Here is a 26,227-nt window from a genome sequence, read left to right as displayed (position 1 = left end):
GGGGACCCTGTCGAGACCCTACTGGCCCATGCATGATAGGATACTTGCCTAGGAAAATTTGCTGCTCATTGGTAATGAAAGCTCTGGTCATTGAAAACCTACAAAAGATCTACGGTAACCATTCTGTGGCCCTCAAGGGAATCGATTTGGAAGTGGAGCAAGGGGACTTCTTTGCCCTGCTAGGCCCCAATGGGGCGGGTAAATCCACTACCATTGGCATTATTTCCTCTCTGGTCACCAAGAGCGCCGGCAAAGTCACCGTCTTTGGCATGGACCTCGGGCGGGAACCCGAAGAAGCCAAACGGATCATTGGCTTAGTTCCCCAAGAGTTCAACTGCAATGGTTTCGAAAAGGTCTTTAACATCCTTGTCACTCAGGCGGGATATTATGGCATCGAGCCCAAGATCGCCCGCGTCCGTGCCGAACAGCGGCTAAAGCAGCTGGGCCTGTGGGATAAGCGCAATGAGTGCGCCCGCACCCTTTCTGGGGGGATGAAGCGCCGCTTGATGATTGCGCGCGCCCTCATTCATGAACCCCAACTTTTGATCCTGGATGAGCCTACTGCCGGGGTGGATATCGAATTGCGCCGCTCCATGTGGCAGTTCCTTCAGGAAATCAATGCTATGGGCACCACAATCATCTTAACGACCCATTATCTGGAGGAAGCTGAGCAACTCTGCCGCAATATTGCCATCATTGATCGTGGCACCATCATTGAGCACGGCCCCATGAAGACCTTATTGGCCAAACTCAACCGGGAAACCTTTATCCTCTATCTTAAAGAGCCCCTAAATTTTGCGCCCACCATCCCTAACTATCCCCTCCACCGCGTAGATGACACGACCTTGGAAGCAGAAGTGCGCCGGGAAGATGATCTCAATACTCTCTTTGCAGCCCTCTCCAAGGAGGGAATTAGCGTGCTGAGTATGCGGAACAAAGCCAACCGGCTAGAAGAACTCTTTATCGACCTTATCACCACCAACGGTACCCTTGCTGCATGAACCGCGCCCAACGCCACTATATTGCCTTTAAGACTCTGGTATTCAAGGAAATCCGTCGCTTTACCCGCATCTGGATCCAAACCCTATTGCCACCGGCGGTGACCATGGCTTTATATTTTATTATCTTCGGCAGCCTCATTGGGACTCGCATTGGCCCCATGGAAGGCTTCAGCTATATGGAGTACATTGCCCCCGGTCTCATTATGATGGCGGTCATTACCCATTCTTATTCCAACGTGGTGTCCTCCTTTTTTAGCTCAAAGTTTCAGCACTACGTTGAGGAATTACTGGTGTCACCAACCCCCAATAGTATTATTCTGGCAGGCTATGTGGTGGGCGGTGCGGCTCGAGGGTTGATGGTCGGGGTGATTGTCTTACTCATTTCCCTCTTTTTCACCCATCTGAAAGTAGAACATCCCCTGATTACCTGTAGCATCGCCGTGCTAACCGCCCTTGTGTTTGCCCTGGGAGGGTTTATCAATGCTATCTTCGCCAACAACTTTGACGATATCTCCATCGTTCCCAATTTCGTGCTTACCCCCCTCACCTATCTGGGAGGCGTGTTTTATTCCATCAACCTGATGCCGGAATTCGGCCAGACGATTTCCCTATTTAACCCCATTCTCTATATGGTCAACGCTTTCCGCTATGGCATTTTGGGGGTCTCGGATATTGATATTCGAACCGCTTTCGGGATTATCCTAATATTCCTGATAGGACTAGCTAGCTTTGCCCTCTATCTATTGCACAAAGGAGTGGGGATCAGAAGCTAAGTGGCCCCATCTCGCCCCCACCCGCATGTCTCCCCTAGAGTATTACACCGTCCGCCGCTTAAATCCCTATCTGGGGGTTCTCCAGGTAATTGATGCCGGCAGGGTGCGAGTCTATTCCAGCGAGGGTAAAACCTGGCGGCCACGTCGGGTTGCGGGTAACGAACGTTTCTGGCCTGAGGCGGATACCGGCGGCAACGGCTATGGTCGGGCTGAAGTCTCTAAAGAGGCTATCGCCAAAGCCCTCGAGCATCATCCCCCCCTCCCCTTTCCCTCCGGTGACCACTTTGAATTGTGGCTATTGCGCAAAGAGACCGGCTTACCTCTGGCGCTGCTCAACAGCTGTCACTGGGAGCAAGATATGGAAGAAGTCACCGATCCCACCTGGCGGGCATTTCCTCCTGGCGATACGGCCTTTGAAATCCCTGGCCTTGCTGCCACTCGCGGGGCTCGTCACCGGGAAATGCTGGAATGGTGGGTCAACGACGCCGCCCGGCCTCTACCCGCTGCCCAATGGTTCTGGCGTGATCCCCATGGTGAAGGCACCGGACTGGGCGGACTCCGGATCGAACCCCCGTGGCAGGGACGAATCCTGCCTGCCTCCGCATTCCCGGAGTTATTGATTGACGAGCACTGGGAAACAGAGGAAGCTGCCCTCTTGGTCCAGGGCTATCATGATTGGCAGGGGGCCCTGCTCCTGGCCCATGCCAACCTGTCGCGGAACACCCGCCAACGGCTGGAACAAGCCGCTCAGCAAAGACCGGATAGGCTATTAGAAAGCTATCTCCTGCTCCCCGAAATTCTAGATCCGGAGGCTTTAGAGGTGGCCTTAGTGGCCGCCCGACTCATGCAAGCGCTATAATTAATCCATTAAAATAAAGAGGGTTATCTGGTGGAACTTATCCATATTTTGGCGCTTGCCATCCTGCAAGGGCTTACGGAATTTCTCCCTATTTCCAGTTCCGCTCATCTTATCCTCCTCCCCGTGCTAGCGGGCTGGACCGACCAAGGGATTGCCTTTGACGTGGCCGTTCACCTGGGAACTCTCACCGCCGTCATCACCTACTTCCGGATTGAGCTGACTAAGATGGCACGGGACTGGCTGCACTCCCTCACCTCAAGCCAAATGATTGGGGAAAGCCGCCTGGCCTGGGCTATTCTCCTTGGCACCGTACCGGTCGGGTTAGTCGGCGTGACCCTCACCGAAACAACTCAGGAGTCCCTCCGCTCCCCCCTGATTATCGCCTGGAGCACAGTGGGTTTTGGCCTCCTCCTCGCCTATGCGGACAGCGTAGGAAAACGGCAACGAGATGAGTATACCTTAAGCTGGCGCGATGTCCTTTTCATCGGCCTTGCTCAAGTCCTGGCCCTGATTCCGGGCACCTCCCGTTCCGGCATCACCATCACGGCCGGCTTGATGTTAGGACTGACCCGTGAAGGAGCCGCAAGGTTTTCCTTTCTATTGGCCATCCCCGTGATCCTTCTTGCCGGGGCATTGGCGATCTTAGAGCTCCTGGGCCGGACCGAACCTGTCGATTGGGGGGCTCTGGCCCTAGGCACCCTGGTCTCAGGTCTCTGTGCCTATACCTGTATTCATTATTTCCTCAAATTTCTTCAGCGCATCGGCATGCTTCTCTTCGTGGTATACCGGTTGCTATTAGGTGGCCTATTATTTTACCTGTTTTCATAGGATACTCAGTTTGAGAAAGGGCTGCTGTATTGACAGTTTATGCAACAAGCCATAAGATTCCCTGTTTTTTTAGGCCCTCAGCCAATTGCTGGAGCAATAACGGATGAAAACCTTCAGTGCCAAACCCAAAGAAGTACGGCGCGACTGGTATCTAGTGGATGCCGATGGCAAAACCCTGGGGCGCTTGGCGAGCGAGATTGCCCGGCGTCTGCGAGGTAAACATAAAGCGATCTATACTCCCCATATCGATACCGGGGATTATATTGTAGTGGTCAATGCGAAAAAGATTCGCTTTACAGGTAGGAAATTGGTTCAGAAACGCTATTATCGGCATACCGGCTATCCCGGTGGGATTAAATCCCTAACTTTGGAGCAGCTTCTCGAAAAAGCCCCAGAGCAGGCCATAGAGATAGCCGTTAAGGGCATGTTGCCCAAAAACCCCTTGGGCCGCGCAATGTTCCGCAAACTCAAGGTCTATAGGGGCGTCGAACATCCCCATACTGCCCAACAACCCCTACCCTTAAAGATTTAAATGAGCATCTAAACCATGGCAGAGACATATTACGCTACCGGCCGCCGCAAAACCTCTACCGCCCGCGTCTACCTAACCAGCGGTAGTGGCAACATCCTCATCAATAACCGCACCATTGAAGATTATTTCGGCAGGGAAACTGCACGGATGATTGTCCGCCAGCCCCTAGAACTTGCGGAATTAGACGAGAAGCTAGACACGCGAGTTTTCGTTCGTGGAGGTGGGAATAGCGGCCAAGCTGGCGCCATTCGCCATGGTATCGCTCGGGCTCTCGTGAACTATGATGAAACCCTCAAATCCGAACTGCGTAAAGCAGGTTATATTACCCGAGATGCTAGGGCTGTAGAGCGTAAGAAAATTGGTCTCCACAAGGCCCGCAAGGCGCCTCAGTACTCCAAGCGTTAACGGTTTCTTTTTTGGGGGATCGTCTAGTGGTAGGACAGCGGACTCTGACTCCGTCAACCTAGGTTCGAATCCTAGTCCCCCAGCCAAGGAAAACAAAGGCCCGCGTTCCCGCGGGCCTTTATTCGTTGAGCGACATGTTAGGCTTGCTCTGCGCTAATGCTCTAATAACTGCCTTGGGTTCTCTGGCTACTACATTAAGTAAAACTAATGCGGGTCCATGAGGCTTGCGGTCACCCCGCTCCCAATGCCTCAGGGTACCCAGACTAATACCAAAAGAGGCTGCAAACTCCGTTTGCGTCATGCCTACCTTTTCACGGATAGCTTTAACATCTACGGATTCATGCTTGTGCACAATTGCCTTTACCGGCTTACCTTCCACGTGCTCAATGGCCTCCTGTAAACCCTGTTTTATACTTTTAAATACTTCATTTAACGTCAGTTCGACATAAGCTAGATCCCGATGGGTAAGGATTGATCGGGGTGAAAGCGAAGGTGAAGAGAGGGTTTTTTGTCCTGATAGGTGTAGGCAATCAGGGCGGCCACTAGATTGACCATAAAATTAGCGATGCTGCGATGGCGGGTGTGCTCAATTTGGGAGATATTTTTGAGCTGATCGTTGACCGTTTCAATGAGGGCCCGTTTTCGGGTGAGGATCTTATCAAACAAGGGAAGAAGTTTGTTTTTCATGTTTTTCTTGAGCTTGGTGATAAGTTGTAAGTCCCGCTCAAACAAGAGGTCGAAGAGGGGCTGAGAAATATACCCCTTATCCCCGAAGAGCTTTCCAAACATCCCTCGGGTCATCTCGGGAACGGGTTGGCGGTCATCGACATTCGCCGGGGTCAGCTTGAAGGCGAGCAGTTCCCCTTCATCGTTGATGATCAAATGCAGCTTAAATCCATAAAACCATCCCATGGAATTCTTGCCCCAGTGGGACTTTTTTCTAAAGAGTTGATGGGTAGGAGCCCGTTGGCGATGGCAGACGATAATGGGCGTAGAATCAATAAAACCAATACCGCTGACCTGGCCTTTACGGGTGTGCAGATAACTGCACAAGGGAATCAACGCCGAGCTCATCAGTTCCACAAAGCGGGGATAACTGACCAGCATAGGAAAGGCTCCCCGCCAGTATTTCGCCACATAGCCGGTGTAATAGTGCTTAAAGGTGCGATAGTTCGAGCGATGGAAAGCAATGATAATCGTCATCACCTCACTCAGTGACAGGCTTGAGGTTTTTCGCCGCTTTCTCTCGCCTGAGTGTAGAAGCTGCTGATGCCACTGGGGTTCAAACGCTTGGCAGAAATCATCGACCTCACAAAAAACCCGCTCTAAATCTATCATGACCCTCACCTGCTTCTTTGAATAACCCTCTGAACAGGCACATCCTATCTCCTACCCAGGACTATGAAAACAGCCCCCCGCTTATGTCGAACTGACGTCATTTACGGCTAGCACTCCTCCTTTGAACCAGGAGCCGAACCAGCTTAGCTAATTCGTTACGCTCCATTTTGCTTAGATGCGCCTTCTCGCCTTTGCCAAAAACAGTAAGTAAATACAAAGGCATCTGCTCGTTCCTGTAACACCTAGGGTGCGGGCTCGGCTAGATTCTAATACCAATTTAACAAAAGAATGCAATTTATTAAGGTTGTAAGTATTTGTTTACATTAGACCTATACAGTGCAAAATTACATGAAATTGGTATAACCCTTGTCCGTGCCGAACCTGAAAAAACGGTTCTTGACACGCCTTCCCTCCTCGCCACGTCAATCCTTACCGCACATCTCATCCTTGATCACGTAATTCCGGGAGACGACCACCTCGCCGCTGCAGCGCGTGTCACCCCAGGTCCGGCCTACGACATGGACGCGGAATGGCGTTGCGACTTGGAACGCACAGGCATGACGCTCGATCTGGTCCTTTAGGTCCTGCACGTTATAGTTGGTCACGCCTACACCGCCACAACCCCCTACGCAGTCCGGCGGTGTCCGGATGCCCTCACGGATCTCCTTGTCCCAACGCCTGTTCCAGTGATCCCTAAAGCAGGACTGGGAGTAACCTCGAGCCTGCCGGCGGCAGTCGTTTGCGTATAAGCGGTTTCGGCACCGCCCAAGCCGGCAGCACAAAACCTAGCGCCATACTCGCAACGGCCGCAAGGCCTAGCATACTAGCTCTATTAGTTGTCAGTCTCATTATCGCATCCTTTTCAGAACATTCCCGCGCATAGAGTAATTATCACGACTTGGAACGTTACCCTCCCCATGCTGAGAGCGGGCTTGATTTAGACGGACATGAGTCGCTCCAAAACCTGTTGATAAGATTGCCCCTGAGCGAAGAGGCCCTGTGCCAACTGCACCCACTGACTCAAGGCATCACGGGTGAGGGTATAGAGCTTCTGAGCGACGGTTTGCTGATTATCTTCAGCAAAGGCAAATCGTTCTGATTTTCTGCCACCCGCCGGGGTCCGCTGAAGCAACGACTGCGCTACGCCACTCAAGCGGAAGTGGCGTTTGAGCGCTTCCTCCTTACGTACCTGAGACGCTTCCAGGCCCACGGCTTGTTTGCAGAACTCATGAAAGATCTCCACCGGCCAGCGATCGCTCCAGACCCGAATCACCCGGCCTGCTTCCCAGTGCAGGGCATCGGTGAGTAGAAACCGAGGAGTATCACTGAGATCGGCTTGCTCATGAACAATGACCAGGCGTTTGCGCCCATAGCGCTTCAACCGCACCGTCTTGGTAAAGGCCCAGAACGCTTTTTCCTCACCGCTACGCCGCTTCACGTTGACGCGACGAAAGCTCTCGGGATGCTGCTGACGCAACTCGGCGGCGATCTCATCGACCCGCCGCCATTGCCCCTGCCATTGAATGAGCCGAGAGCTTTCCAGCTCCGAAACCCAATGCTTCCCCTGCTGTTCGATGAGCTGGATTAACGGTAACGAGAGCACCCCATTATCAAAGGCATAAGGTGCCTGCGGAAAATGGCCCTCGGCTTCGAGTTGGCGCACCATCTCCACAGCGATTTCGGTGCGTTTGCGATACGACAGACGGTTCTTCTGATAATGCAGCAAGTCGATAAATCGCTCTCGCGCCTGCTCCAGAGCGGTGTAGTCCTCTTGGGCCGTCATGTTCAAATAGCCTAACTCTTCGGCTTGAGAGTTGGGAAACTGAACCTCTAGCGCTAAACCATCGACCCTATCGGCATGGGCCACTACCGCCGTGACCAGCGTCGGGTAGGTACTCATCCGACCTTCGACGGGGTCATAAGCCCGCTTGGTGGCGTAAATCTCAGGTCCCCGGTCATGATGCACGTAGGTCCAATCCAGAACCATGACTTCCAAGCCCCGTCCTCGATGCTCGCCTGCGACCACCGCTCAATGGCGCGCCAGCAACCCCTCACTATCCCCGCCGGCTTCAAACACCGCCGCATGCATCGCTCGTCGGCTCACCCCTCCAGCCTTCGCCCAAACCTGCTGGGCGTCAATCCCTTGCAGCGTCTTATTGGGACTGAGCAACAATCCCGTGATATAGCGACTCACATGCTCAAACCCGGCGTCCCGACAAAAGAACTCTCGGTAAGGCTCAAGACCCTCCTTTATTAGGCTGGAAACACCGACTAACGGTAGCCACATCTCTATGCATTTTCTTCAGTTGTTCTTCCCCCTATCATCCCTCTTAAGCAGTTAACTTTCCAAGTCGTGTAATTATATCTATGCGTCAATGACCTGCTCAGCGACATAGACGATGTTGTGTTCGTTTTATCGAGGGAAGATCAACACAGCTAACTAATTGACAATCCTCTGCGTTCGGTTAGCTTTAGCTAATAGAGCTTGAAACTTCCTATCAGGCAAGCGAACATTCGGTGGAGAAAGCACAATCATCAAAAAGCGGAGTCCTTAGCGCCCATGGCCTTGACCTCATTGTAATCGCAGGCGTATTCGTAGCTGTCCAAAGGCGGTGGGCCTATCAGCCGGAACTGGTCTCCGCTGGTCATGGCGAAAGGAGTAACATTCCCCCATCCTGGGAGCCTGGGGTTCATATAGGCAGGCGGGGTCCTCCGCCATTCGCCGAGTTCTGTTCCATCGGGATAAACTGCACTCCCTGCCGCTGCCTGGCCAGAGCCGTCATCCTGCCGCCATTCCAGCACTGCCTGAGCGATTCGCTCGCCATAGCGCACCGCTAGTCGGCTGAGTCCGGAGTTGTCAGACAGCCAGGAGAGTTGCTCACGGTAGAGTGCTTCAAAGGAGTCTTTTTCAGCCGGGTACAGGGTAGACAGTATGGTATAAGCTGCGGTAGCTGCGGCGGCTTCCGGAAATATCAACTTGGGTCGTGTCCCGTCAACAAGGAATGGGCTATATTCCGGCTGAACGCCGTTAATAGTGTCAAACATGGCAATGTGCACCATAGCTATCAACCGGCTGCCGAATTGGCTAGCAGGTATATTCTTGTCTTTTATTAGATTCAGTGTCGCCAGGTTCCACTCCATGACTACATCCGGAGCCATCCACCCACCCGCACCAGCATTTCCTTGCGCCAGGGATATTCTTGGTATTGTGGTCAGTAAAAGCACCACCAACGCTAACCATACAAGCAGTTTCCGATGAAATATTCTGAGCATTTCACGGCTCCTAACAAATGGGGATTACCTGCTTAGCAACAGAAAAAAATAGCGGTACATCCTTGTACCGCAGCGACTGCAAAGAACTACGAACTAAAGGGAGAGTAGAGAAAAACTATTACCGAGCTCATCTTCTGATCTATTAAACATTCAATATTGATACTAAAGTATAATTATCCAATAAAAACATAATATTGGAGGAAAATAGAGAAGCTATAAAAAAAGTATTAAACAGGGATTTCACACAACGAATGCGGCACATGACGAATAAATTTAGGCTCGAAATTTAGGGTCAGTTCTAACATCACTACTCTCGGTTATTTTGTTTCATTTCTCCCGCAGTTCGTTCATAAAAAAGCGCCCGCTAAACTAGCTGAGTTGCCTGTCCATATATAGCCACTGTGGCACATTCGCTTCTACGATCATCAACAGAGAGCTGTTTTATCGACCATGGCTGCTCGCAGCGGATTCAACATCACAGCTCTTAAGAAATAAAGGGTATAATTTTAATTAAATGCTTTCCCTTTAGTTTGATAGAAATAGCAATAGACAAGACGTGACCCTTTTTTACACCGCTATCTCTCAAAGTGGAGAAAGAATTTCCCATATCCATCCATTTAGCTAAAGTGATTTCGATGCTTCTAATATGATCGCCTCGCCCCTATGAATTTTCCAAAAACTTGAGTCAACTCCTTGCGATAAACTCAATGTGGTGATAGCCACTCAACCCACCAAGGGTAGCACCTTGCTTTTTGGCAGACATTGCTACCTCATCCAAAACGGGTCCTAAAACAGTCCGACGTATTGAAGCAAGGCACCCAGAAGAAATGCGCTGAGGCCACCACCAAACCAATACTTTATCGGGATTCCAATAAACGTTCCGGGCGTGGATTGATACTCGCCTTCTAAAACTTTCCTTAGATGCATCCCCGCCAATAGCCAAGCTACTCCACCCAGGGCGACTGGAAACAGGATTGCGGCAGGCGGTAGGCCATGGCTCACCACATAAGCCGTAAGCAAAGGGTACCCAAAAATATAAGCAACCGTTCGCTTGGCCTCTGTCGATTTATGTTTGGTTTTAAAAAAATCATAAAGCTCCGCCGCCAACCAAAACAAAAATAGCAAAGTTAGCAAAGTGGTTAGGATGACTCCTCTCATAGCATCGGCTCCTTCATTCGACTATCTGCCCTATAACCTGGTGAAACATGGTTTGACCGCTCGCCCTTGCGATTGACCGTATCCTATGTTTCACCGCTTAGCCGGTAAACCTGGCCCAAAGGCCGCACAGGCTAATTACGTGTAATCGGGTCGAGTGCGAATGCCCCGAGCCCGGTCCACCATGGCAAAATCGGCTATAGGATCGCTCCATGCCACCCCTCTTATTTTGTGTTCCCCCGAGAATTACTTCTATCCTATAGCTATCATGGACTAAGAAAAACTTCAGCGATTGAGGTACTCGATACGGCGTATAGGGACAAGGGTCCATACCCTTCCCCCTCTAACTCTCTTATTCCTTTGCCAGACAGGACACCATGGAAGCCAACTTAACGCTTACTTTTTCACTGATTATTGTGCTCGGAATCAGCGCCCAATGGTTGGCATGGCGCATGCATATTCCGGCCATTGTACTGCTGTTGATGGCCGGCTTTGCAGCCGGTCCAGTCTTAGGCTGGCTCAATCCAGCACAAGAATTCGGCCAAGTTCTCCCTCCCTTAATCGCCCTCTCAGTCGCCATCATTTTATTTGAAGGGGGCCTCAATCTGCAGTGGCATGAATATAAAGAAGCGGGCGTTGATGTAAAGCGCTTGGTCAGTTTGGGCTTGCTTTTGACTTGGATCCTTAGCGCAGCGGCGGCCCACTTTATTGCCGGGCTCTCTTGGCCGATTGCCACCCTCTTTGGCGCTATTAGTGTGGTAACTGGTCCCACTGTGCTCATGCCCTTGCTAAAACATGCCCGACTTCAGCGCCATACGGCCGCACTGCTTAAGTGGGAAGGGATTATTAATGATCCGCTAGGCGCACTGCTTGCTATTTTAGTCTTCGAGTATTGGACAGTGTGGTATTGGACAATAGATTCCCCTGAGCATAGCGTGCTCACAGTGCTAGGCAACCTCAGCCTAGGTTTATTGGTGGCTACCGGCTCGGGAATCGCTCTTGGCTACTTGCTAAGCTGGGCTTTTCACAGAGAACACGTCCCGGAATTTCTTAAGTCCCCGGTCATGTTAGGCGCTGTCCTTTTGCTCTATGTGGCCGTCAATGGGGTGCAAGAAGAAGCGGGGCTGCTGGCCGTTACCGTCGCCGGAGTCGTCGTGGCCAACCAACGGCTACGGAATATTGAAGAGCTACGCCGCTTCAAACAATACATCACCCTCGTACTGGTTTCAGTGGTCTTTATCGTATTGACCGCCACCATTGAGCTTGAAGTGCTGGCCAAACTCGACTGGCACAGCCTTGCTTTGCTGGGCACAGTGATCTTTTTGGTGCGACCGCTATCCGTATACCTATCCACCCTGGGAACAGGGATGAAATGGCAGGAAAAATTGCTCATTGCCTGGATTGCACCCCGAGGCATTGTCGCTGCCTCAATGGCAGGTTTGTTGGCTTTTCCCCTGACCCAGCAAGGCTTTGGCGGCGCTGACCAGTTGCTGCCTTTGATCTTTGCGCTCATCGCAGCCACCGTTATCTTGCACGGCCTTACCATCGAATGGCTGAGTCGTCTCCTGGGCCTTGCCTCTCGCAATCCCAGCGGGGTACTCATCGTTGGTGCAACCCCCTGGTCAATTGCACTGGCCCGTTTGCTTAAAGAACTGGGCGTCCCGGTGATTGTCAATGATACTTCATGGCATCATTTACACTCCGCACGCATGTCGAACCTAAAAATATACCGGGGGCAAATATTGTCGGAAACCGTAGAAAGCTCCCTTGAGCTCAATGAAATTAGTCATGTGCTGGCCGTCACCGCCAATGATGCCTACAACGCCCTGGTATGCACCCGTTTTGCGCCGGAGTTGGGCCAAAATAAAGTATTCCAATTACCCTCCTTATCAATCCCCGATGAGGAAGATAAAATCTTTGCCCGCACGGTAAGAGGAAGAATCGCCTTTGACGAAAGCACCCAATATGAAGACTTTATGCGACTCTACTATCATGGTTGGGAATTTCGAAAAACCCAACTCACGGAAGAGTATACCTATCAGGATTATCTTCAGGATCACCAGCAGGAAACCATATTAATCGCTGTGGTGACCAAATACGGTCAGGTGAGGTTCCACCCCCTTGCCGACTTGGATTCTCTGCAAGCAGGAGATATCGTCATTAGCTTTGGCCCACCTGATACCGTGGGAAGTTTTAAGGAAAATAAAGATTTAAAATATTCTTATTCTTCTCTTAATACTTAAAACTTATTGATAGGGCTACTATTGTAATAAGCCCATGTCGTTATCCATGAACTCACGTGAATAGAAAACCCCGTAATCGTCTACCGAACTGAGGCCTTTCATGACCATTAGCCACACGATTTTGGACGCCATTGGCAACACGCCTTTGCTGGATATGGGGGATGGCATTTTCGCCAAATGTGAATTTCTGAATCCCTCCGGTTCTATCAAGGCCCGGATGGCCAAGTATATGATTGAGAAGGCGGAGGCGGAGGGCTTACTAAAACCGGGTGATACCATTGTTGAAGCCACCAGCGGCAACACCGGAAATGCCATGAGTATGGTCGCCGCTATCAAAGGCTATCGCATGATAGTGGTGATGCCGGCGGGATATACTTCCGAGAGAGTCAAAATTTCCCGTGGACTGGGGGCCGAAGTCAAATTCGTTGGCCGCTTTCAAGTCAATGATGCTTTACGTACGGCGCAGGAACTCGGCGCCCAAGAAGGCTATTTTTGTCCTCGACAATTTGATAATGAATGGAATGTGGAAGAAAACCGGGAATGGCTAGGCCGGGAGGTCATCGCCCAGATCCCCGAAGGGATGCGGATCGATGCCATCGTGCAGGGGGTTGGCACCGGCGGAACGCTGGTCGGCGTGTCCCAAGCTTTGCGTCAATGGCACAATGATCAGATCAAAGTTTACGCCATGGAGCCCACGGAATCCCGCACCATTGAATGTTGTATCGTGGCCGATCATCAGATTGAAGGCATTTCCGACGGCTTTATTCCGACCATTTATCAGCGCCATCGGCATGAAATCGATGAAATCATCCATGTAGAAAGCGAAACGGCGATTGAGGTCTCCAAACAACTAGGACGGGGACGGGGTCTATTTGTGGGTCCCAGCTCAGGGGCAAACATTTGGGCAGCCCAGGAACTCAAACGCCGCGATCCGGGGATCAAAAACGTCCTCACCTTCCTCTGCGATGAAGCCGAAAAATATCTCTCCCTCATGTATAGCTAGCGACCAACCACTCCTCCAGGGAGGAAGCGTAGCTGCGAAGGGTATAAATGTCGAAACATTCTTCCTCTACCCTATGCAATAGGATATAGACATCATCCCAGGCAGAGGGCACACTCCGGCCCGGTTTAAAAACAGAAGGATGCAAATCAAGACTCACCCCGGCGCTTAACACATGGGGAACATCAGGTCCCCTCATCCGAAAACGGAAGACCCCATGACTCACATCGGTCAGCGCCGCATTTTCGGTTTCTAGAGCATAGGTTAACTTTTCAGTCAATTCTTGGGGCGGCTGGGTCTCGGAAACCACCCACCACTTATCAGGTCCCAGCCAGAGAATAGCTTCATCCGGCACAATAGTCTTAATCCCATCTTCATGAATCCCTGCAACCGTAATGATAGCGGTAGGCTGGGGTGTGGACAGCCCCTCTAGGAAACTCTGGGGTCTATCAGTCAACGCGGTACAACGATTTTTAAATTTTTCCGCAATAGAATAAGCCATTATCCTTTCATCCGCTCCCCCTTAGGATCATAAAAGTGAGGTGAGGTCACCATGACTTCGGCCTGCTCACCTGTCACCGGAGATACCGCATACACTGGCCGGTTATAGGTCTCCATCCCCCCTACAATCAGGCCTAGGGCGATAGGGGCTTCCCGCACCGGACTGTAGGCTCGGGAAGTAATCCGGCCCAGACTTTTTTGCGGTGTATCCTTCTTAAAAGGTTCGGCCAGCAACTGAGCACCGGCGGTAATCATGGTTTTTCCGTCGGTGGACACAAAGCCCGCCAGCTTCAATCTTTCTTCCTCATGGAAAGCGGGTTTTTGGAGAGAACGGCGGCCAATAAAATCCTTGCTTTGACTACACAGACCCTCCAGGCCGAGGTCATAGGGCGATACGCGGCCGTCAATATCCGCACCTACTACCAGGTGGCCTTTTTCAATCCGCAAGTAGTCCATGGCTTCAAGGCCATAAGGCAGGATTGCAAATGTTTTTCCTACTTCCAGCAGCGCTTCCCATAACGCCAGTCCGTAATCGGCGGGCACCGCAATTTCATAGGCCCGTTCGCCGGAGAAACTAATGCGCGCAATCCGAGCCTGTACCCCGTGCAATTCCGTTTCCACTATGCCCAGAAAGGGTAAAGCGTGGTTATCTACATCCCGCCCCTCAAACAGCCTTTCTAGCACCCTCCGGCTATTGGGTCCGGCCAGGGCAACCACGGCCCAGTGATCGGTAACTGAGGTGATTTTCACATCCAGATCGGGCCAGATCATCTGTTGATAAAACTCCAAATGGGACTGTACCGCCGAGGCATTGGTCGTGGTGGTGCTCATCAGGAAATGATTTTCAGCCAGCCTTGCTGTGGTGCCATCATCGAACACATAACCATCCTCCCGTAACATGACGCCGTAACGGACCTTGCCTACCGCTAGCTTGCTCCAGTGATTAATATAAACCCGATTGAGGAATTCCGAGGCGCCTGTTCCCTGAATATCGATTTTTCCTAGGGTGGAGACATCGGCAATGCCCACATTGTGGCGCACGTTCTGGGCTTCACGGGTAGCGGCTTGCACCAATTGAGCGCCATGACTTCGATAATAATGGGGCCGCCACCACAGACCGGATGGCATAAAAACCGCGCCGTTTTCCTCATGCCAAGGGTGTATCGGCGAACGCCGCAGGGGCGCTATAGGGGTTTCGCTTTGCCGGCCCGCAACCGCTCCTAGGGTCACCGGTGTCCAGGGGGGCCGAAAGGTCGTAGTGCCCACTGTGGAGAGAGATCGAGAGAGGACTTCAGCCACCAGGCGCGCGCCATTAATATTAGCGGTACGGCCCTGATCTGTCCCCATACCTAAGGTGGTATAGCGTTTCACCTGTTCAATGGAACGGTACCCTTCCCGCAGGGCCAACTCAATATCCTCCACTTTGACATCATTTTGCAGATCCACAAAACGTGGCCCCTTCTTTCCGGGAATAATGGGGGAGATATCGGGCACCGTGACCGACAGCTCCTTCCCTATTTCCTGAGGAACAATAATTTCCGGTTTTTTTGGGACAGAAAATCCGATAGCCTGCACTGCCTTGAAACCGACTTCCAGACCTTGCTGCCAACAGGCTTCAAGACCGAAAACTCCACTGGCCGCCCCGGCAACTTGCAACCCTTCTTGAGCCGAGTCCGGAATCCAAGCTCCCAAGGAAGCCTCGTAGCGTGTCTGCCCTGGACTGTGGGCAAAAAGATGCAGCACGGGACTCCACCCTCCGGAGATACAGAGCAAATCGCAATCCAATCTCCGCCGCAGACAATTCCTCTCCACCTCCACCTCTACCACATGACGCCGGCCTTTGACATTGAATACCTTGGCACCCGTCAAAACTTCAGTCTCCTTAGGGACCGGCACTGCAGGCGGTTGCGGGCGCAGATCCACAATCATCTTCACTGCAACACCCGCGTCTACCAAATCTTGGGCAGTAGCATAAGCATTGTCATTATTGGTGAAGAGGACGGCATCTCGACCAGGCTGGACGCCATAACGATTAACATAGCGGCGAGCGGCAGAAGCCAACATGACACCAGGCCGGTCGTTGTTGGGAAACACTAATGGCCGTTCCATAGCTCCCGTGGCGAGGATGGCCTGTTTTGCCTGAATCTGCCATAGGCGTTGTTTTACCACCTGGTTTTCCAAACGCTGGAAGGCAGCAAAGCGACCTTGCCGATAATGGCCAAACACCGTCGTTCGGCGCAAGAGAAAAACATCCGACAGGGCCACAAGCTGTTCCATGATCTCTCTTACCCCTTCTCGGGATTCTTCCCTGTCCAGCAGGCTGCCTCCTAGTAGCGGGTTTTCCTCAGCCACCACCACCCGTGCGCCTGTTTTAGCAGCTGTGAGCGCCGCTGCCAGCCCTGCCGGCCCCGTGCCAATCACCAGAACATCACAATGGAGGTGACGTTTGTCGTAGCGATCCGGATCCGGGGCTTCCGGCGCTTTGCCCAACCCGGCGGCATGGCGAATAAAATATTCGTAGAAGGGCCAAGCACGACGGCCCGGTCCCATAAACGTTTTGTAATAGAAACCAGCCGTTAGAACAGGCGCCAGCCATTGAGAAACAGCCCCCAGATCAAAATGAAGCGAGGGCCAGCAATTCTGGCTATAGGCTTCAAGCCCATGAGATAAAAGCACTTCCGTGGCCCGGAGGTTAGGCTCGGCGTACGCTCCACTCCCTAGTCGGACCAGGGCATTGGGTTCCTCTACCCCGGCGGTAAAAATACCCCGCGGCCGATGATATTTGAAACTGCGGCCAACCAGATGGATACCATTAGCCAGAAGGGCGGAGGCCAACGTATCGCCTGTATAGCCTTCGAGGCGCTTGCCATTGAAACTAAACGTCAGTCTCTGACTGCGGTCTACTAGACCTCCTGCAGGGAGCCGAAATGGTTGTCTCATGGACCGCTCCCAGGATTTGCCGCTGACTCTTTTAGCACTTCGTTGGTGACCGTATTGCGCACCAGCGTAAACCATTGGCGGCAGCCGAGGTTGTGCTGCCAATATTCCCGATGCTCACCGGCCGGATTATCGCGGAAATAAAGATAATTATCCCAGGCCTTATCGCTTACGTGAGCCGTATCCGCCGGCCTTTGGACACTTGCATCACCGCCATAGGTAAACTCGGTTCGGTCCCGTTCACCACAATAGGGACAAGGAATACGCAACATAAATTTTCTGCTCTTTTAATGATACAGCCAAGGCTTGGGTCCCTTGCCTTCCTCAGCAATGATATGTCCGCTATGGAAGCGATCGAGAACGAAGGGGGCCGCCAGTTCAGGGGTTTCATCTGTGGCCATCATCTGGGCCAATACCTGGCCCACAGCAGGGGTGGCCTTGAAGCCACCGTAGCACCAACCGGCATTAATGTAGAAACCGTCGAGGGAGGTTTTAGAAAGAATCGGACTGCCATCCATGGACATGTCAACCACACCTCCCCAGGTGCGCATGAGGCGTAACCGGCTAAAAGAGGGAAACAGGGATAAACAGGCCCGAATGGCGGCTTCCAAAGGCGGCAGTTCACCAAACGTAGAGTAGCGATTATAGCCGTCAATATCGCCTCCCATCACCAATTCCCCTTTATCGGTCTGGCTAATATAAAAATTGAATAGCCCATGGGTCACAATAGTATTGAGAATGGGTTTGACCGGCTCGGTAACACAAGCCTGCAAAAGGTGGTTTTCCAGGGGAAGCCGGATTTCAGCCAATTCCGCCATCCGGCTCGAAGCACCAGCCACACATATCCCCACCTTGGGGGTACGGATTCTACCCCGGGTGGTGTCAATAGCGATCACTTTACCCCCCTGACGCACAATGCTGGTGACTTCACAATTTTGCACAATATCGACCCCCCGCAATGCCGCTGCCCGCCCATATCCCCAGGCCACGGCATCGTGTCGAGCAGTGCCCGCCCGCCGCTGCATCAATCCCCCCGTTATGGGGAAACGGGCCTCTGGGCTGGTATCCAGATAGGGAACAAGCGCTTTAATCTGGCCGACGGTGAGCAATTCCGCGTCCACGCCCCGGACTGCCATGGCGTTTCCAAGGCGGGCATAGTCGTCAAGTTGGGCGGTGCTATGGGCCAGATTCAAAATCCCCCGCGGACTAAACATCACATTAAAGTTCAGCTCCCGGCTTAGGTTTTCCCAGAGTTTCAGGGCCTGTTCGGTCAATCTGCCCCGGGCGTCATGGAAATAATTAGAGCGGACGATGGTGGTATTGCGAGCGACATTCCCTCCCCCAAGCCAGCTTTTTTCCAGCACGGCAATATGGGTGATACCATGATTTTTGGCCAGGTAATAGGCTGTCGCCAGCCCGTGTCCACCGCCGCCAACAATAACAGCATCGTATTGCTCCTGGGGGGCCACGTCGGGTAAGGCTTGTGGCCAGCTACGGTGGCCAGAAAAAGCATTGCGGAACAGGCTCCAAATAGAATAATTTTTCATTTTTTCTTGTCTTCTTTTTTTTTACCCCTAACTATAGTGCATCCCAGAACCCTATGATAGGAAAGGGCCATTGGTTATGGCTCCCAAGAGTGCTATACCTATATTCGAAATCAACTCCAATTTTAAGGAGGGCCAATCCATGAGCACGTCAGCCTCATTGCCCCTAACCCACAAAGAACAGGTAGAGGTGCGCCAGACCCGCTTGCTGATTGACGGTAAGTTCCGCGACAGCCTCAGCGGTAAGACCTTTGCCACCATCGACCCGGTTACCGAAGAAGTGATCGCCCAGGTGGCTGAAGGGGATGCGGAGGATATTGACCTGGCGGTTAAAGCCGCTCGCAAAGCTTTCGACATTGGCCCTTGGCAGCAAATGGACGCCCGCGAACGGGGCCGCCGGATGTTGAAGTGGGCCGATCTAATCGAAGCCCATATGGAGGAATTGGCTAAGCTCGAAGTCTTGGATAATGGTAAGCCCATCAATGAAGCCTTAGGCTATGATATTCCCAGTGCCGCGGCCACCATCCGTTATTTTGCTGGCTGGGCGGACAAGATTCATGGCAAGACCATCCCCATTTCCGGTCCTTTCTTTACTTATACCCGCCGGGAACCCGTCGGGGTTTGTGGCCTCATCATTCCCTGGAACTTTCCCTTGGCGATGGCGGCCTGGAAATTAGGCCCCGCTCTAGCCGCCGGCTGCACCACCATTCTAAAACCAGCAGAGCAAACTCCGCTAACGGCCCTTCGTGCCGGGGAACTAGCCTTGGAGGCAGGAATTCCCCCGGGGGTAATCAATATTGTGCCTGGTTTCGGTCCCACGGCAGGGGCAGCCTTGGTAAAACATCCTCTGGTTGAAAAAATTGCCTTCACGGGAGAATACAAAACCGCCCAAATCATCAAACAGGCCACGGTGAATAGCATGAAACGCCTCTCCTTTGAGCTTGGCGGGAAGAGCCCCAATATCATTTTTAATGATGCCAACTTGGAAGACGCCATCACCGGTTCCTTTGGTGCCATTTTTCTAAATCAGGGACAGAATTGCTGTGCCGGCAGCCGCGCCTTTGTGCAGGACAATGTATATAATGAATTTGTAGAGCGATTTGCCGATAAGGCGGAAAAACGCAGGCTGGGAGATCCCTTCGATTCCAATACCGAACATGGACCCCAGATTGACAAGGCCCAGTTCGACAAAATCATGCACTATATCGCCCTTGGCAAAGAACAGGGCGCGGCATGCGTCACCGGCGGCAGCCAGGCTTTCGACCGGGGTTATTTTATCCAACCCACCGTCTTTAGTGAGGTCAATGAGAATATGGCTATTGCCACCGACGAAATTTTCGGGCCGGTGGTCAGTGTCTTGCGCTTCAAAGACATCAATGAAGTGATTGCAAAAGCCAACAACACCATGTTTGGCCTTGCCGCTGCCGTGTGGACCCAAGATATTGACAAAGCCAATGCGGTGGCCGAAGGCGTGAAAGCGGGGACCGTCTGGGTCAACTGTTACAATATTGTCGATCCAGCCGCCCCTTTTGGAGGCTTCAAAATGTCCGGGGTCGGTCGGGAACTGAGTGAACAGGCCCTGGATGCCTATACGGAAACCAAGACCGTCACCGTACTGCGGAAGTAATCGCTTCAATGACAAAGTGTCATTTTGTTAGTGATAATGCGGCGGGTGTCCACCCAGAAGTCATGGCTATGATGGCAAAAGCCAGTCGCGGCCATGCCATTGCCTACGGCAACGATCCCCTCACACAGCAGGCCCTGCAACTGTTCAAACAGCACTTTGGAACCCAGACGGAGACGTTTTTTGTGCTGACCGGGACCGCCGCCAATGTCATTGCGTTGCAAAGTGTTATGGCTTCTTTCGAGGCTGTTATTTGTGCCGACTGTGCCCACCTTCATCGGGATGAATGCGGTGCGCCGGAAAAATTCCTGGGAGCAAAAGTGCTGGTCGCTAAAACCCATCAGGGTAAGCTCAGTGTGGAAACGGTTGCACCCCTCCTGCGCGGCATGGATATCGTGCACCGTGCTCAACCTAAAGTGCTCTCCATTACCCAGTGCACAGAATGGGGGACCGTCTATACCCCCGAAGAAATCCAAACCTTGGCAGACTTTTGCCATGAACATGGGTTACTGCTTCATATGGATGGTGCGCGGTTAAGCAACGCGGCTGCCCGACTGAATTTAAGCCTAAAAGAAATTACCGGGGACGTGGGAGTCGATCTGCTCTCCTTTGGCGGAACCAAAAACGGTCTGCTCGCGGCTGAAGCCATTGTTTTTTTTGATCCTAAATTGGCAAAAAACGCCCCTTTCTACCGCAAGCAAGGCATGCATCTGGTCTCCAAAATGCGTTTTGTTTCGGCTCAGTTTTTAGCCCTTTTAGCCGATGATCTTTGGAAGAAAAACGCCCAGCACGCTAATACTATGGCGACTTTACTAGAACAAAGGCTCAGGGATATCGATCAGGTGGAGATCGTCGTTCCCGTAGAAACCAATGGGGTATTTGCCCGTATCCCTTCTCCTTGGGTAGCCCACCTGCAACAACATTATGCTTTTGCGGTCTGGGACCCTGCGAACACGGTGGTCCGATGGATGACCTCATTTGATACAACGGCTGAGGAGGTACGGAATTTTGAACGAAAAATCCAAGATGTGAGTGAGGAAAACCCGCGATAATGCCAAACAATCCTACCCATTATCTCCCGATTCTGGAGAAACTGATTGGTTTTCCGACCATCTCCAGGGAAACCAATCTGCCGCTTATCGACTATAGCGAAGATTTCCTGCGCAGCCAGGGTTTTCAAACCCAACGCTTCTACAATGAGCAGGGAAATAAAGCGAATCTTATGGCCTGGATCGGACCCGAAAGGGACGGGGGTCTGATGCTGGCCGGACATACCGATGTGGTCCCAGTCGACCAACAGGATTGGACCACCGACCCCTTTCGCCTGACCGAAAAAAACGGTCACCTGTATGGGCGGGGAACTTCGGATATGAAAGGTTTTCTGGCCTTGGCTCTGGAGACGGCGGCGGCTCTCGATAGTCGCCAGCTGCAGCGCCCCCTCTATGTATGTTTTACCTACGATGAGGAGATCGGTTGCGGAGGCGCGAAAGCGCTTATAGGATATTTAAAAACCTTGTCTCCCCCTCCTCGGTTTGCTTTGATTGGTGAGCCCACCGATTTAGCGCTGGTCACCGCCCATAAGGGCATTCAAATTACCACCACTCACATCAAAGGGAAACCGGCCCACTCAAGCTGTCCCCACTTGGGCGCCAGTGCAATTGTATTCGCCTCCAAACTGATCGCCGCCCTGGAAGAGCTTTTGCCTCCCGAAGAAAATAGGGATTTTAACCCCCCATCGGCCACTTTCAATGTGGGGACCATCCGAGGCGGTACCGCCATCAACATTATTCCGGAACATTGTCAATTTGATTGGGAATGCCGTACCCTGCCCTCCCAAAACACGGCCCAGATCAATGAGGCATGGGAACGTTTGATCCACTCCCTGAAAAAACGAATACAGGGCATTGAGGTCGAAAATCATATCAAAACCGCTGTTCCTGGGCTTCAATCCGGGCTCAATCGGGAAATCGCCGCTTGGCTAAAGGAATTTCTGGAAGAGGGAAAAATCGGCACTGCCCCCTTTGTCACCGAAGCTGGACTTTATCAGCAAGCCGGCCTTCCCACTGTAGTCTGCGGTCCGGGCACCATCCAGGAAGCCCACCAGCCTGATGAAAACATTGCTATCTCTAAGATGGAAGCTTATCGTACTTTCCTTCATCAAGTAGTTGGAGATCTAGTAGAACAGAAATAAAGCGCCAGAGGACACGTCCCTTCTGGCGGCAAAGGAACCTAAATGAGAGTTTTGGCGGAGCAGGAAATAGAAAAGAGGAATGGACAGGTGATGAGATTTTTTTCGGACCGGGAATTCGAGGAAAGAACCCATCAGGTTCGGAAAAAAATGGCAGAGCGGAAGATTGATGCCGTCATCATTACCAATCCTGAAAACATTTACTATCTTACGGGCCTCAATCATCAAGGCTATTTTGCCTATACCTCTTTGTTGCTACCCCTTGATAAAGAGCCCGTTCTGATTATCCGGGCGATGGAGAAAGCCATTATCGATGATATGGTGGTTCCCACCGTAAAGTCCTATCTTTACTCAGACGGCATTGCCCCTCTGCCTAAACCCAGACATCGGGACGAAGACCTCACGCTGAGCGCTCCCATGGAGGGCCCTGAGGCAGGTGGGCTGCATCCCTGGTCCATGAGCTTAGGAGTCTCCATTCAAAGCGATGAAGAAGAACTCAAGGATTTTTCAGCACCAGTAAAAGCCACTTGTCAAGCCCTCCGTCAGTTAGAACTGACTTCTGCCCACGTGGCTTTTGAGAAAAGTAGCTCCTTTCTGCCCTACAAAATCGCAGAAGCCTTTGTGACCAAAATGGTCGATGTGAAATGGTCTGATGCGGAAGATCTGGTCACCGAATGCCGGATTGTCCAATCTCCGGCCGAGTTGGAGTGCACCCGAAAAGCTGCCGAAATTTCTGATGCCATGATGATGTCAGGGATTGCCATGGCTGGTCCGGGAGTCTCTAGCCGCAATGTGATGGGGGCTATCTATCAAACCATGATCCTACGGGGGGGGACCTATCCTGCCTTTGTCCCCCTGGTACGGTCCACCCGCACACTGGCCCACGAACATGGAACCTGGGACGAATGGAACGCAAACATATTACAGGACGAAGATCTTTTGTTTCTGGAAATGGCCGGCTGTTACTGGCGTTATCATGCACCCATTGGACGCCTCGTGCATATTGGGAAAATCTCACCGAAAGCAGAAAAAGCCTACGAGCTCTGTCTGGAGGCTTTATATAGTGCAGCAGAGGCTTTAAAACCTGGCGTTACCGCCGATTCTGTCTATAAAGCCTGGCAGCGGCGTGTGGATAGAGCGGGATTGTCCCACTACCGCCGCCATCACTGTGGCTATATTGTAGGTATCGGCTTCCCTCCGAGTTGGTCAGGTTCCGGTATCCCAAAGGGGTTACGGGAAGGCTCTAACATGATTATTCAAAAAGGCATGGTTTTTCACCTCATGTCCTGGCTGCTGCGAACGGGAGAGGGCGACGCCTTTTTCTCCGATACGGTCGTGGTGACGGACCAGGGGGGCGAGTTTCTCACCAGGACTCCGCGGGAACTCGATGTGCGCTAGCGGTGTGGTTATCTAACAAGCTCTCCCTGATGATACGGGCGGTGGGGAGCCGTACGGCTCCCCCCTACCCCAATCCTAACGAGCAACGATCCCTCGCACACCATCCAGAACAGGCCAATCAGGTAGCTCAAGCTCACCTAAGGAACTCAGACTACCATCCGCCTGGTTGATCTGGAATATTCCACGGGGATTCTCTAATCTCGTGTGCTTAGTGGCTTACGATCTGGAGTATCCCCGATGGACTCCCGTAAATATCAAACGGCTACGGTCACCCCGGCAGAGCCGGGGGAATTCCCATTACTGATTAACAATGGAGCCTGTGGTTTCCACGGTTTTTTCCTTCATTGTCGCGACACAGTGCAATAGGCGATCAGAAGGTTTCAGGGAACGGCGGAAATAATTCCGATAACTCATTGTTGCCTGGTGCTTCTGCACCTTCCTCAGAGATAATCGGACAAAGGACCACGATGCCCGGTTTCTCAATGATGATGAGGCCGTCTTCCCTCGCCTTCAAGATATTTACGGCATCGTCGAAAAGGGCCTCGGGATAATGCTCCGACAGGTAGGGGGAGTCAAGAATGTCTTCGAGCGTTTTTCCTTCCGCAGTATGGACAATGTTTACGTTCCAGTGCGGCGTGTAGCCGGGCTCACCTGGAATATGAAGGGCGACGTTCGCCTGGTACACCCGGTCGCCACCAATCAAGTAGAGCTGGTTCTTTCCCCGACTAGAAACATCTTCCACACCACCAAGGATATAAATAAATCTCCTCGCCTTCGTACCAGCCGTTGGCGGTCGTAGCGCCGGCAAAAGCAGTCTCAGATATCGCGATACTCATTATCAGTCCGCATGTGATTGAAGCAACATTCTTCAACATGATCATCATCTCCTCTAACTAAGCGAGGTAAGCCCCCGGCTCTGCCGGGGTGACCATAGCCGTTTGACCTATACGTTGGTCATAACGTAGACAGCATCCGGAGCTGTCCAGGCGAGCTTGAGCCCGAATAAACCGACTAATAATATCAACCGTATCATGAATATTTTCATAGCTTTTCATCTCTACTTCTGTGAATGCAGTGGCTTCAGGGTGGGATAGCCTTCTATATAAACCCAGTCACTCTCTTGGGCGGGGACATGGCAACTCCTACAATCTTGCTGCCAGTTTTGGGAGACATTGGTTGCCGGGTCTTTGGCCTCAAATAAGGCCCACCCCCAACCTTCGCCCCAGTTAGGATGGTTTGGGAAACGCCCCTTTTTATCCTTGATCATGACAAACCAGACCTTGGGAGCTGCCGCCCAGCGGGCCTGACCCGTGGTCAATTCCCCCTCAACAATCTCGCGAATTTCCTTGACTAGGACCGTGCCATCTGGAAATTGGCCGCTCTCCTGGTAGACTGCTACTGCCTCCGGCTGGGTGTAGACATCGTGAAAACCATAGCCTGATGCATTCTTGTCCATGACAGCCCACGATCCCAAATGCACCCAGTGGGACCGTATTTCCTTAGGTAGGCGTATACTCCCTTGCTGGTCCACATAAGCTGAAAAGGGAAGCTCGCTCCCTTGCTGCCCATAAGCGCCAACAGCCATGCCAAGGGAAGCTGCCAACACCATGATTGCCTGTGTTCTCATCGTCTCCTCCTAAAGTTCAGCATTAACTTCACGTCCCATTTAGGGGATAAACGCTACTTTAAGGAGTTGCCCTAGATAAAACAGTTAGGAAGATGACAATACGGAGGGAATATAAATTTGTTTCTGGAAATCAGGAAACTAGCCCAGGTAATTCGTGAGAGCACCACAAAGGGAGAAAGAAATCAAAAGCTTAACTGGCGTAAAAAATCCAGGCTAACTGGCAATCTGTTTGAGGGAATCCATGTCGTCAATGCAGATAAACTGTCGAGTATAGCTGACAATACCGTTACGACGCCACTCATTCAGCACCAGGCTGACCACAGGACGACTAGCACCTGCCAATTCGGCCAGTTCCTGCTGTGTCATCCTCACATCCACTTCATGGCCATGGGCGCATTTCCACCATAACGTTTCGCCAACTCGTACAGCAGCGCCGCCATCCTGGCATGGACATTCTTATAAAGCAGATACTCCAGCCGACGTTCCAAGAAAAGTTGCCGATTAGATAATCGCTCGATAACATAGCGGGCTAGGTCCGGATAGGCTGAAAGAGAAGCCATAAATTCCTCCCTAGAAAAACGGTAAAGCTGCACCCTCCCCTTCGCAGTAGCCGTCTCCTGAAATAACTCTCTAGCATTATTTGAAAAAGACGAGCTGAGCAATTCTCCAGCAGGCAGAAGGATAACGATAAATTGTTCCCCGTCAGGGGTCACTTTCGAGAGCTTAATATACCCTTTGGCGATATAAAAAAGATGGGTACACAAATCGCCTTGTCGGTAGATAAGTGCATTATGGCGAAAATTTAATAGGGTCAAAGAAGGACAAGCCGCCTTCCAACGTTCAATTGTAACCATCTTGTCCGAGATCAAAGCCTCAGTTTTTTAATTTAGGATTTAGACGGCGTAGCGAATGATACTCCCTTCCAGGGGGGAGAGAGTGCTTTTACAATTTAATTTTGGTAAACGCTTAGCCAAAAAATTACCTTAAATAGGTTAGCATCC

At 51.9% G+C, this 26,227-nt stretch carries 27 protein-coding genes and 1 tRNA gene; 13 read left to right on the top strand and 15 right to left on the bottom strand.

What is annotated here, in order from left to right:
* The first annotated feature begins 74 nt into the window (after nt 1-74).
* The 7 genes from E3U44_RS06860 to E3U44_RS06830 all read left to right on the top strand — a co-directional run bounded on the left by E3U44_RS06860 (nt 75) and on the right by E3U44_RS06830 (nt 4,484).
* Nucleotides 75-1,001, top strand: a complete 927-nt coding sequence (locus tag E3U44_RS06860; protein WP_134357387.1) for an ABC transporter ATP-binding protein — start codon at nt 75-77, stop codon at nt 999-1,001.
* Nucleotides 998-1,774: an ABC transporter permease gene (locus E3U44_RS06855; RefSeq protein WP_134357385.1), complete on the top strand. Its 777-nt coding sequence runs from the start codon at nt 998-1,000 to the stop codon at nt 1,772-1,774. The genes E3U44_RS06860 and E3U44_RS06855 overlap by 4 nt, the downstream gene beginning before the upstream one ends.
* Nucleotides 1,731-2,633, top strand: a complete 903-nt coding sequence (locus tag E3U44_RS06850; RefSeq protein WP_240761761.1) for a hypothetical protein — start codon at nt 1,731-1,733, stop codon at nt 2,631-2,633. Before E3U44_RS06855 ends, E3U44_RS06850 begins: the two co-directional genes overlap by 44 nt.
* A 30-nt stretch (nt 2,634-2,663) precedes the next feature.
* On the top strand, nt 2,664-3,461 hold the full coding sequence (locus E3U44_RS06845) for an undecaprenyl-diphosphate phosphatase (RefSeq protein WP_134357384.1): 798 nt from the start codon (nt 2,664-2,666) through the stop codon (nt 3,459-3,461).
* 103 nt (nt 3,462-3,564) lie between these two features.
* Nucleotides 3,565-3,993 carry a 50S ribosomal protein L13 gene (gene rplM / locus E3U44_RS06840; protein ID WP_134357383.1) on the top strand — a complete coding sequence of 143 codons (429 nt, stop codon included), beginning with the start codon at nt 3,565-3,567 and terminating at the stop codon, nt 3,991-3,993.
* A 15-nt stretch (nt 3,994-4,008) separates the two neighbouring features.
* Nucleotides 4,009-4,398 (top strand): 30S ribosomal protein S9, encoded by a 390-nt coding sequence (gene rpsI, locus E3U44_RS06835; RefSeq protein WP_134357381.1) that lies wholly within the window; start codon nt 4,009-4,011, stop codon nt 4,396-4,398.
* 12 nt (nt 4,399-4,410) lie between these two features.
* Nucleotides 4,411-4,484 (top strand) — tRNA-Gln (locus tag E3U44_RS06830).
* A gap of 32 nt (nt 4,485-4,516) precedes the next feature.
* On the opposite strand, the gene E3U44_RS06825 is transcribed toward E3U44_RS06830, so the two are convergent.
* The 6 genes from E3U44_RS06825 to E3U44_RS06800 all read right to left on the bottom strand — a co-directional run bounded on the left by E3U44_RS06825 (nt 4,517) and on the right by E3U44_RS06800 (nt 10,167).
* Nucleotides 4,517-4,810 (bottom strand): helix-turn-helix domain-containing protein, encoded by a 294-nt coding sequence (locus E3U44_RS06825; protein WP_276321983.1) that lies wholly within the window; start codon nt 4,808-4,810, stop codon nt 4,517-4,519.
* A gap of 38 nt (nt 4,811-4,848) precedes the next feature.
* A complete protein-coding gene (locus E3U44_RS06820; RefSeq protein WP_134357379.1) occupies nt 4,849-5,736 on the bottom strand; it encodes an IS982 family transposase in 888 nt (295 codons plus the stop codon).
* Nucleotides 5,737-6,673: 937 nt separating this feature from the next.
* Complete coding sequence (locus E3U44_RS19570; protein ID WP_240761759.1) at nt 6,674-7,762, bottom strand: transposase; 1,089 nt, start codon at nt 7,760-7,762, stop codon at nt 6,674-6,676.
* Between the two features lie 3 nt (nt 7,763-7,765).
* The gene (locus tag E3U44_RS19565; RefSeq protein ID WP_206054914.1) at nt 7,766-8,023 is read right to left on the bottom strand and encodes a hypothetical protein; all 258 of its coding nucleotides are present in this window, start codon (nt 8,021-8,023) and stop codon (nt 7,766-7,768) included.
* Between the two features lie 248 nt (nt 8,024-8,271).
* A complete protein-coding gene (locus E3U44_RS06805) occupies nt 8,272-9,009 on the bottom strand; it encodes a hypothetical protein (protein WP_134357376.1) in 738 nt (245 codons plus the stop codon).
* Nucleotides 9,010-9,795: 786 nt separating this feature from the next.
* A complete protein-coding gene (locus E3U44_RS06800; protein WP_134357374.1) occupies nt 9,796-10,167 on the bottom strand; it encodes a hypothetical protein in 372 nt (123 codons plus the stop codon).
* A gap of 374 nt (nt 10,168-10,541) precedes the next feature.
* On the opposite strand from E3U44_RS06800, the gene E3U44_RS06795 reads away from it, so the two are divergent.
* Complete coding sequence (locus E3U44_RS06795) at nt 10,542-12,407, top strand: cation:proton antiporter (RefSeq protein ID WP_134357373.1); 1,866 nt, start codon at nt 10,542-10,544, stop codon at nt 12,405-12,407.
* 100 nt (nt 12,408-12,507) lie between these two features.
* Nucleotides 12,508-13,410, top strand: coding sequence for a PLP-dependent cysteine synthase family protein (locus E3U44_RS06790; RefSeq protein ID WP_134357371.1), 903 nt, complete (start codon nt 12,508-12,510; stop codon nt 13,408-13,410).
* Here E3U44_RS06790 and E3U44_RS06785 read toward each other — a convergent pair.
* Genes E3U44_RS06785 through E3U44_RS06770 form a run of 4 tightly spaced genes read right to left on the bottom strand, consistent with a single transcriptional unit; the run spans nt 13,397 to nt 18,392 of the window.
* Entirely contained in the window at nt 13,397-13,909 is a 513-nt protein-coding gene (locus E3U44_RS06785; protein WP_134357369.1) for a sarcosine oxidase subunit gamma, read from the bottom strand. The genes E3U44_RS06790 and E3U44_RS06785 overlap by 14 nt on opposite strands.
* Nucleotides 13,909-16,848: a sarcosine oxidase subunit alpha family protein gene (locus E3U44_RS06780; RefSeq protein WP_134357367.1), complete on the bottom strand. Its 2,940-nt coding sequence runs from the start codon at nt 16,846-16,848 to the stop codon at nt 13,909-13,911. Before E3U44_RS06780 ends, E3U44_RS06785 begins: the two co-directional genes overlap by 1 nt.
* Nucleotides 16,845-17,117, bottom strand: a complete 273-nt coding sequence (locus tag E3U44_RS06775; RefSeq protein WP_134357365.1) for a sarcosine oxidase subunit delta — start codon at nt 17,115-17,117, stop codon at nt 16,845-16,847. The genes E3U44_RS06780 and E3U44_RS06775 overlap by 4 nt, the downstream gene beginning before the upstream one ends.
* 15 nt (nt 17,118-17,132) lie before the next feature.
* On the bottom strand, nt 17,133-18,392 hold the full coding sequence (locus E3U44_RS06770) for a sarcosine oxidase subunit beta family protein (protein ID WP_134357363.1): 1,260 nt from the start codon (nt 18,390-18,392) through the stop codon (nt 17,133-17,135).
* Nucleotides 18,393-18,531: 139 nt separating this feature from the next.
* On the opposite strand from E3U44_RS06770, the gene E3U44_RS06765 reads away from it, so the two are divergent.
* The 4 genes from E3U44_RS06765 (at nt 18,532) to E3U44_RS06750 (ending at nt 23,599) form a co-directional block, all read left to right on the top strand.
* Complete coding sequence (locus E3U44_RS06765; protein ID WP_134357361.1) at nt 18,532-20,016, top strand: aldehyde dehydrogenase family protein; 1,485 nt, start codon at nt 18,532-18,534, stop codon at nt 20,014-20,016.
* An 8-nt stretch (nt 20,017-20,024) separates the two neighbouring features.
* Nucleotides 20,025-21,065, top strand: a complete 1,041-nt coding sequence (locus tag E3U44_RS06760; protein WP_134357359.1) for a threonine aldolase family protein — start codon at nt 20,025-20,027, stop codon at nt 21,063-21,065.
* Nucleotides 21,065-22,204 (top strand): acetylornithine deacetylase, encoded by a 1,140-nt coding sequence (gene argE / locus E3U44_RS06755; RefSeq protein WP_134357357.1) that lies wholly within the window; start codon nt 21,065-21,067, stop codon nt 22,202-22,204. The genes E3U44_RS06760 and argE overlap by 1 nt, the downstream gene beginning before the upstream one ends.
* A 90-nt stretch (nt 22,205-22,294) precedes the next feature.
* Nucleotides 22,295-23,599 carry a M24 family metallopeptidase gene (locus tag E3U44_RS06750; RefSeq protein WP_134357355.1) on the top strand — a complete coding sequence of 435 codons (1,305 nt, stop codon included), beginning with the start codon at nt 22,295-22,297 and terminating at the stop codon, nt 23,597-23,599.
* Nucleotides 23,600-23,969: 370 nt separating this feature from the next.
* Here E3U44_RS06750 and E3U44_RS06745 read toward each other — a convergent pair whose 3' ends face one another.
* The 5 genes from E3U44_RS06745 to E3U44_RS06730 form a co-directional block, all read right to left on the bottom strand.
* Entirely contained in the window at nt 23,970-24,341 is a 372-nt protein-coding gene (locus E3U44_RS06745; protein ID WP_134357353.1) for a hypothetical protein, read from the bottom strand.
* Nucleotides 24,342-24,492: 151 nt separating this feature from the next.
* Entirely contained in the window at nt 24,493-24,654 is a 162-nt protein-coding gene (locus tag E3U44_RS19215; RefSeq protein WP_166805015.1) for a hypothetical protein, read from the bottom strand.
* Between the two features lie 2 nt (nt 24,655-24,656).
* Nucleotides 24,657-25,226, bottom strand: a complete 570-nt coding sequence (locus E3U44_RS06740) for a cytochrome P460 family protein (protein ID WP_134357351.1) — start codon at nt 25,224-25,226, stop codon at nt 24,657-24,659.
* A gap of 213 nt (nt 25,227-25,439) precedes the next feature.
* Nucleotides 25,440-25,592 carry a helix-turn-helix domain-containing protein gene (locus E3U44_RS06735; RefSeq protein WP_240761758.1) on the bottom strand — a complete coding sequence of 51 codons (153 nt, stop codon included), beginning with the start codon at nt 25,590-25,592 and terminating at the stop codon, nt 25,440-25,442.
* 2 nt (nt 25,593-25,594) lie between these two features.
* A complete protein-coding gene (locus E3U44_RS06730; RefSeq protein ID WP_134357348.1) occupies nt 25,595-26,080 on the bottom strand; it encodes a Crp/Fnr family transcriptional regulator in 486 nt (161 codons plus the stop codon).
* Nucleotides 26,081-26,227: the final 147 nt, after the last annotated feature.

It is taken from the genome of Nitrosococcus wardiae (assembly GCF_004421105.1).
Classification (GTDB): Bacteria; Pseudomonadota; Gammaproteobacteria; order Nitrosococcales; family Nitrosococcaceae; genus Nitrosococcus; species Nitrosococcus wardiae.
This window is presented reverse-complemented; position numbering and strand designations above follow the sequence as displayed.

Excerpts from the sequence above, each read along its gene's own strand:
- E3U44_RS06860 (WP_134357387.1), top strand. The coding sequence starts at position 75 with ATGAAAGCTCTGGTCATTGAAAACCTACAAAAGATCTACGGTAACCAT.
- E3U44_RS06855 (WP_134357385.1), top strand. The coding sequence starts at position 998 with ATGAACCGCGCCCAACGCCACTATATTGCCTTTAAGACTCTGGTATTC.
- rplM (WP_134357383.1), top strand. The coding sequence starts at position 3,565 with ATGAAAACCTTCAGTGCCAAACCCAAAGAAGTACGGCGCGACTGGTAT.
- rpsI (WP_134357381.1), top strand. The coding sequence starts at position 4,009 with ATGGCAGAGACATATTACGCTACCGGCCGCCGCAAAACCTCTACCGCC.
- E3U44_RS06820 (WP_134357379.1), bottom strand. The coding sequence starts at position 5,736 with ATGATAGATTTAGAGCGGGTTTTTTGTGAGGTCGATGATTTCTGCCAA.
- E3U44_RS19565 (WP_206054914.1), bottom strand. The coding sequence starts at position 8,023 with ATGTGGCTACCGTTAGTCGGTGTTTCCAGCCTAATAAAGGAGGGTCTT.
- E3U44_RS06805 (WP_134357376.1), bottom strand. The coding sequence starts at position 9,009 with ATGCTCAGAATATTTCATCGGAAACTGCTTGTATGGTTAGCGTTGGTG.
- E3U44_RS06800 (WP_134357374.1), bottom strand. The coding sequence starts at position 10,167 with ATGAGAGGAGTCATCCTAACCACTTTGCTAACTTTGCTATTTTTGTTT.
- E3U44_RS06795 (WP_134357373.1), top strand. The coding sequence starts at position 10,542 with ATGGAAGCCAACTTAACGCTTACTTTTTCACTGATTATTGTGCTCGGA.
- E3U44_RS06790 (WP_134357371.1), top strand. The coding sequence starts at position 12,508 with ATGACCATTAGCCACACGATTTTGGACGCCATTGGCAACACGCCTTTG.
- E3U44_RS06785 (WP_134357369.1), bottom strand. The coding sequence starts at position 13,909 with ATGGCTTATTCTATTGCGGAAAAATTTAAAAATCGTTGTACCGCGTTG.
- E3U44_RS06780 (WP_134357367.1), bottom strand. The coding sequence starts at position 16,848 with ATGAGACAACCATTTCGGCTCCCTGCAGGAGGTCTAGTAGACCGCAGT.
- E3U44_RS06775 (WP_134357365.1), bottom strand. The coding sequence starts at position 17,117 with ATGTTGCGTATTCCTTGTCCCTATTGTGGTGAACGGGACCGAACCGAG.
- E3U44_RS06770 (WP_134357363.1), bottom strand. The coding sequence starts at position 18,392 with ATGAAAAATTATTCTATTTGGAGCCTGTTCCGCAATGCTTTTTCTGGC.
- E3U44_RS06765 (WP_134357361.1), top strand. The coding sequence starts at position 18,532 with ATGAGCACGTCAGCCTCATTGCCCCTAACCCACAAAGAACAGGTAGAG.
- E3U44_RS06760 (WP_134357359.1), top strand. The coding sequence starts at position 20,025 with ATGACAAAGTGTCATTTTGTTAGTGATAATGCGGCGGGTGTCCACCCA.
- argE (WP_134357357.1), top strand. The coding sequence starts at position 21,065 with ATGCCAAACAATCCTACCCATTATCTCCCGATTCTGGAGAAACTGATT.
- E3U44_RS06750 (WP_134357355.1), top strand. The coding sequence starts at position 22,295 with ATGAGATTTTTTTCGGACCGGGAATTCGAGGAAAGAACCCATCAGGTT.
- E3U44_RS19215 (WP_166805015.1), bottom strand. The coding sequence starts at position 24,654 with ATGAAAAGCTATGAAAATATTCATGATACGGTTGATATTATTAGTCGG.
- E3U44_RS06740 (WP_134357351.1), bottom strand. The coding sequence starts at position 25,226 with ATGAGAACACAGGCAATCATGGTGTTGGCAGCTTCCCTTGGCATGGCT.
- E3U44_RS06735 (WP_240761758.1), bottom strand. The coding sequence starts at position 25,592 with ATGACACAGCAGGAACTGGCCGAATTGGCAGGTGCTAGTCGTCCTGTG.
- E3U44_RS06730 (WP_134357348.1), bottom strand. The coding sequence starts at position 26,080 with ATGGTTACAATTGAACGTTGGAAGGCGGCTTGTCCTTCTTTGACCCTA.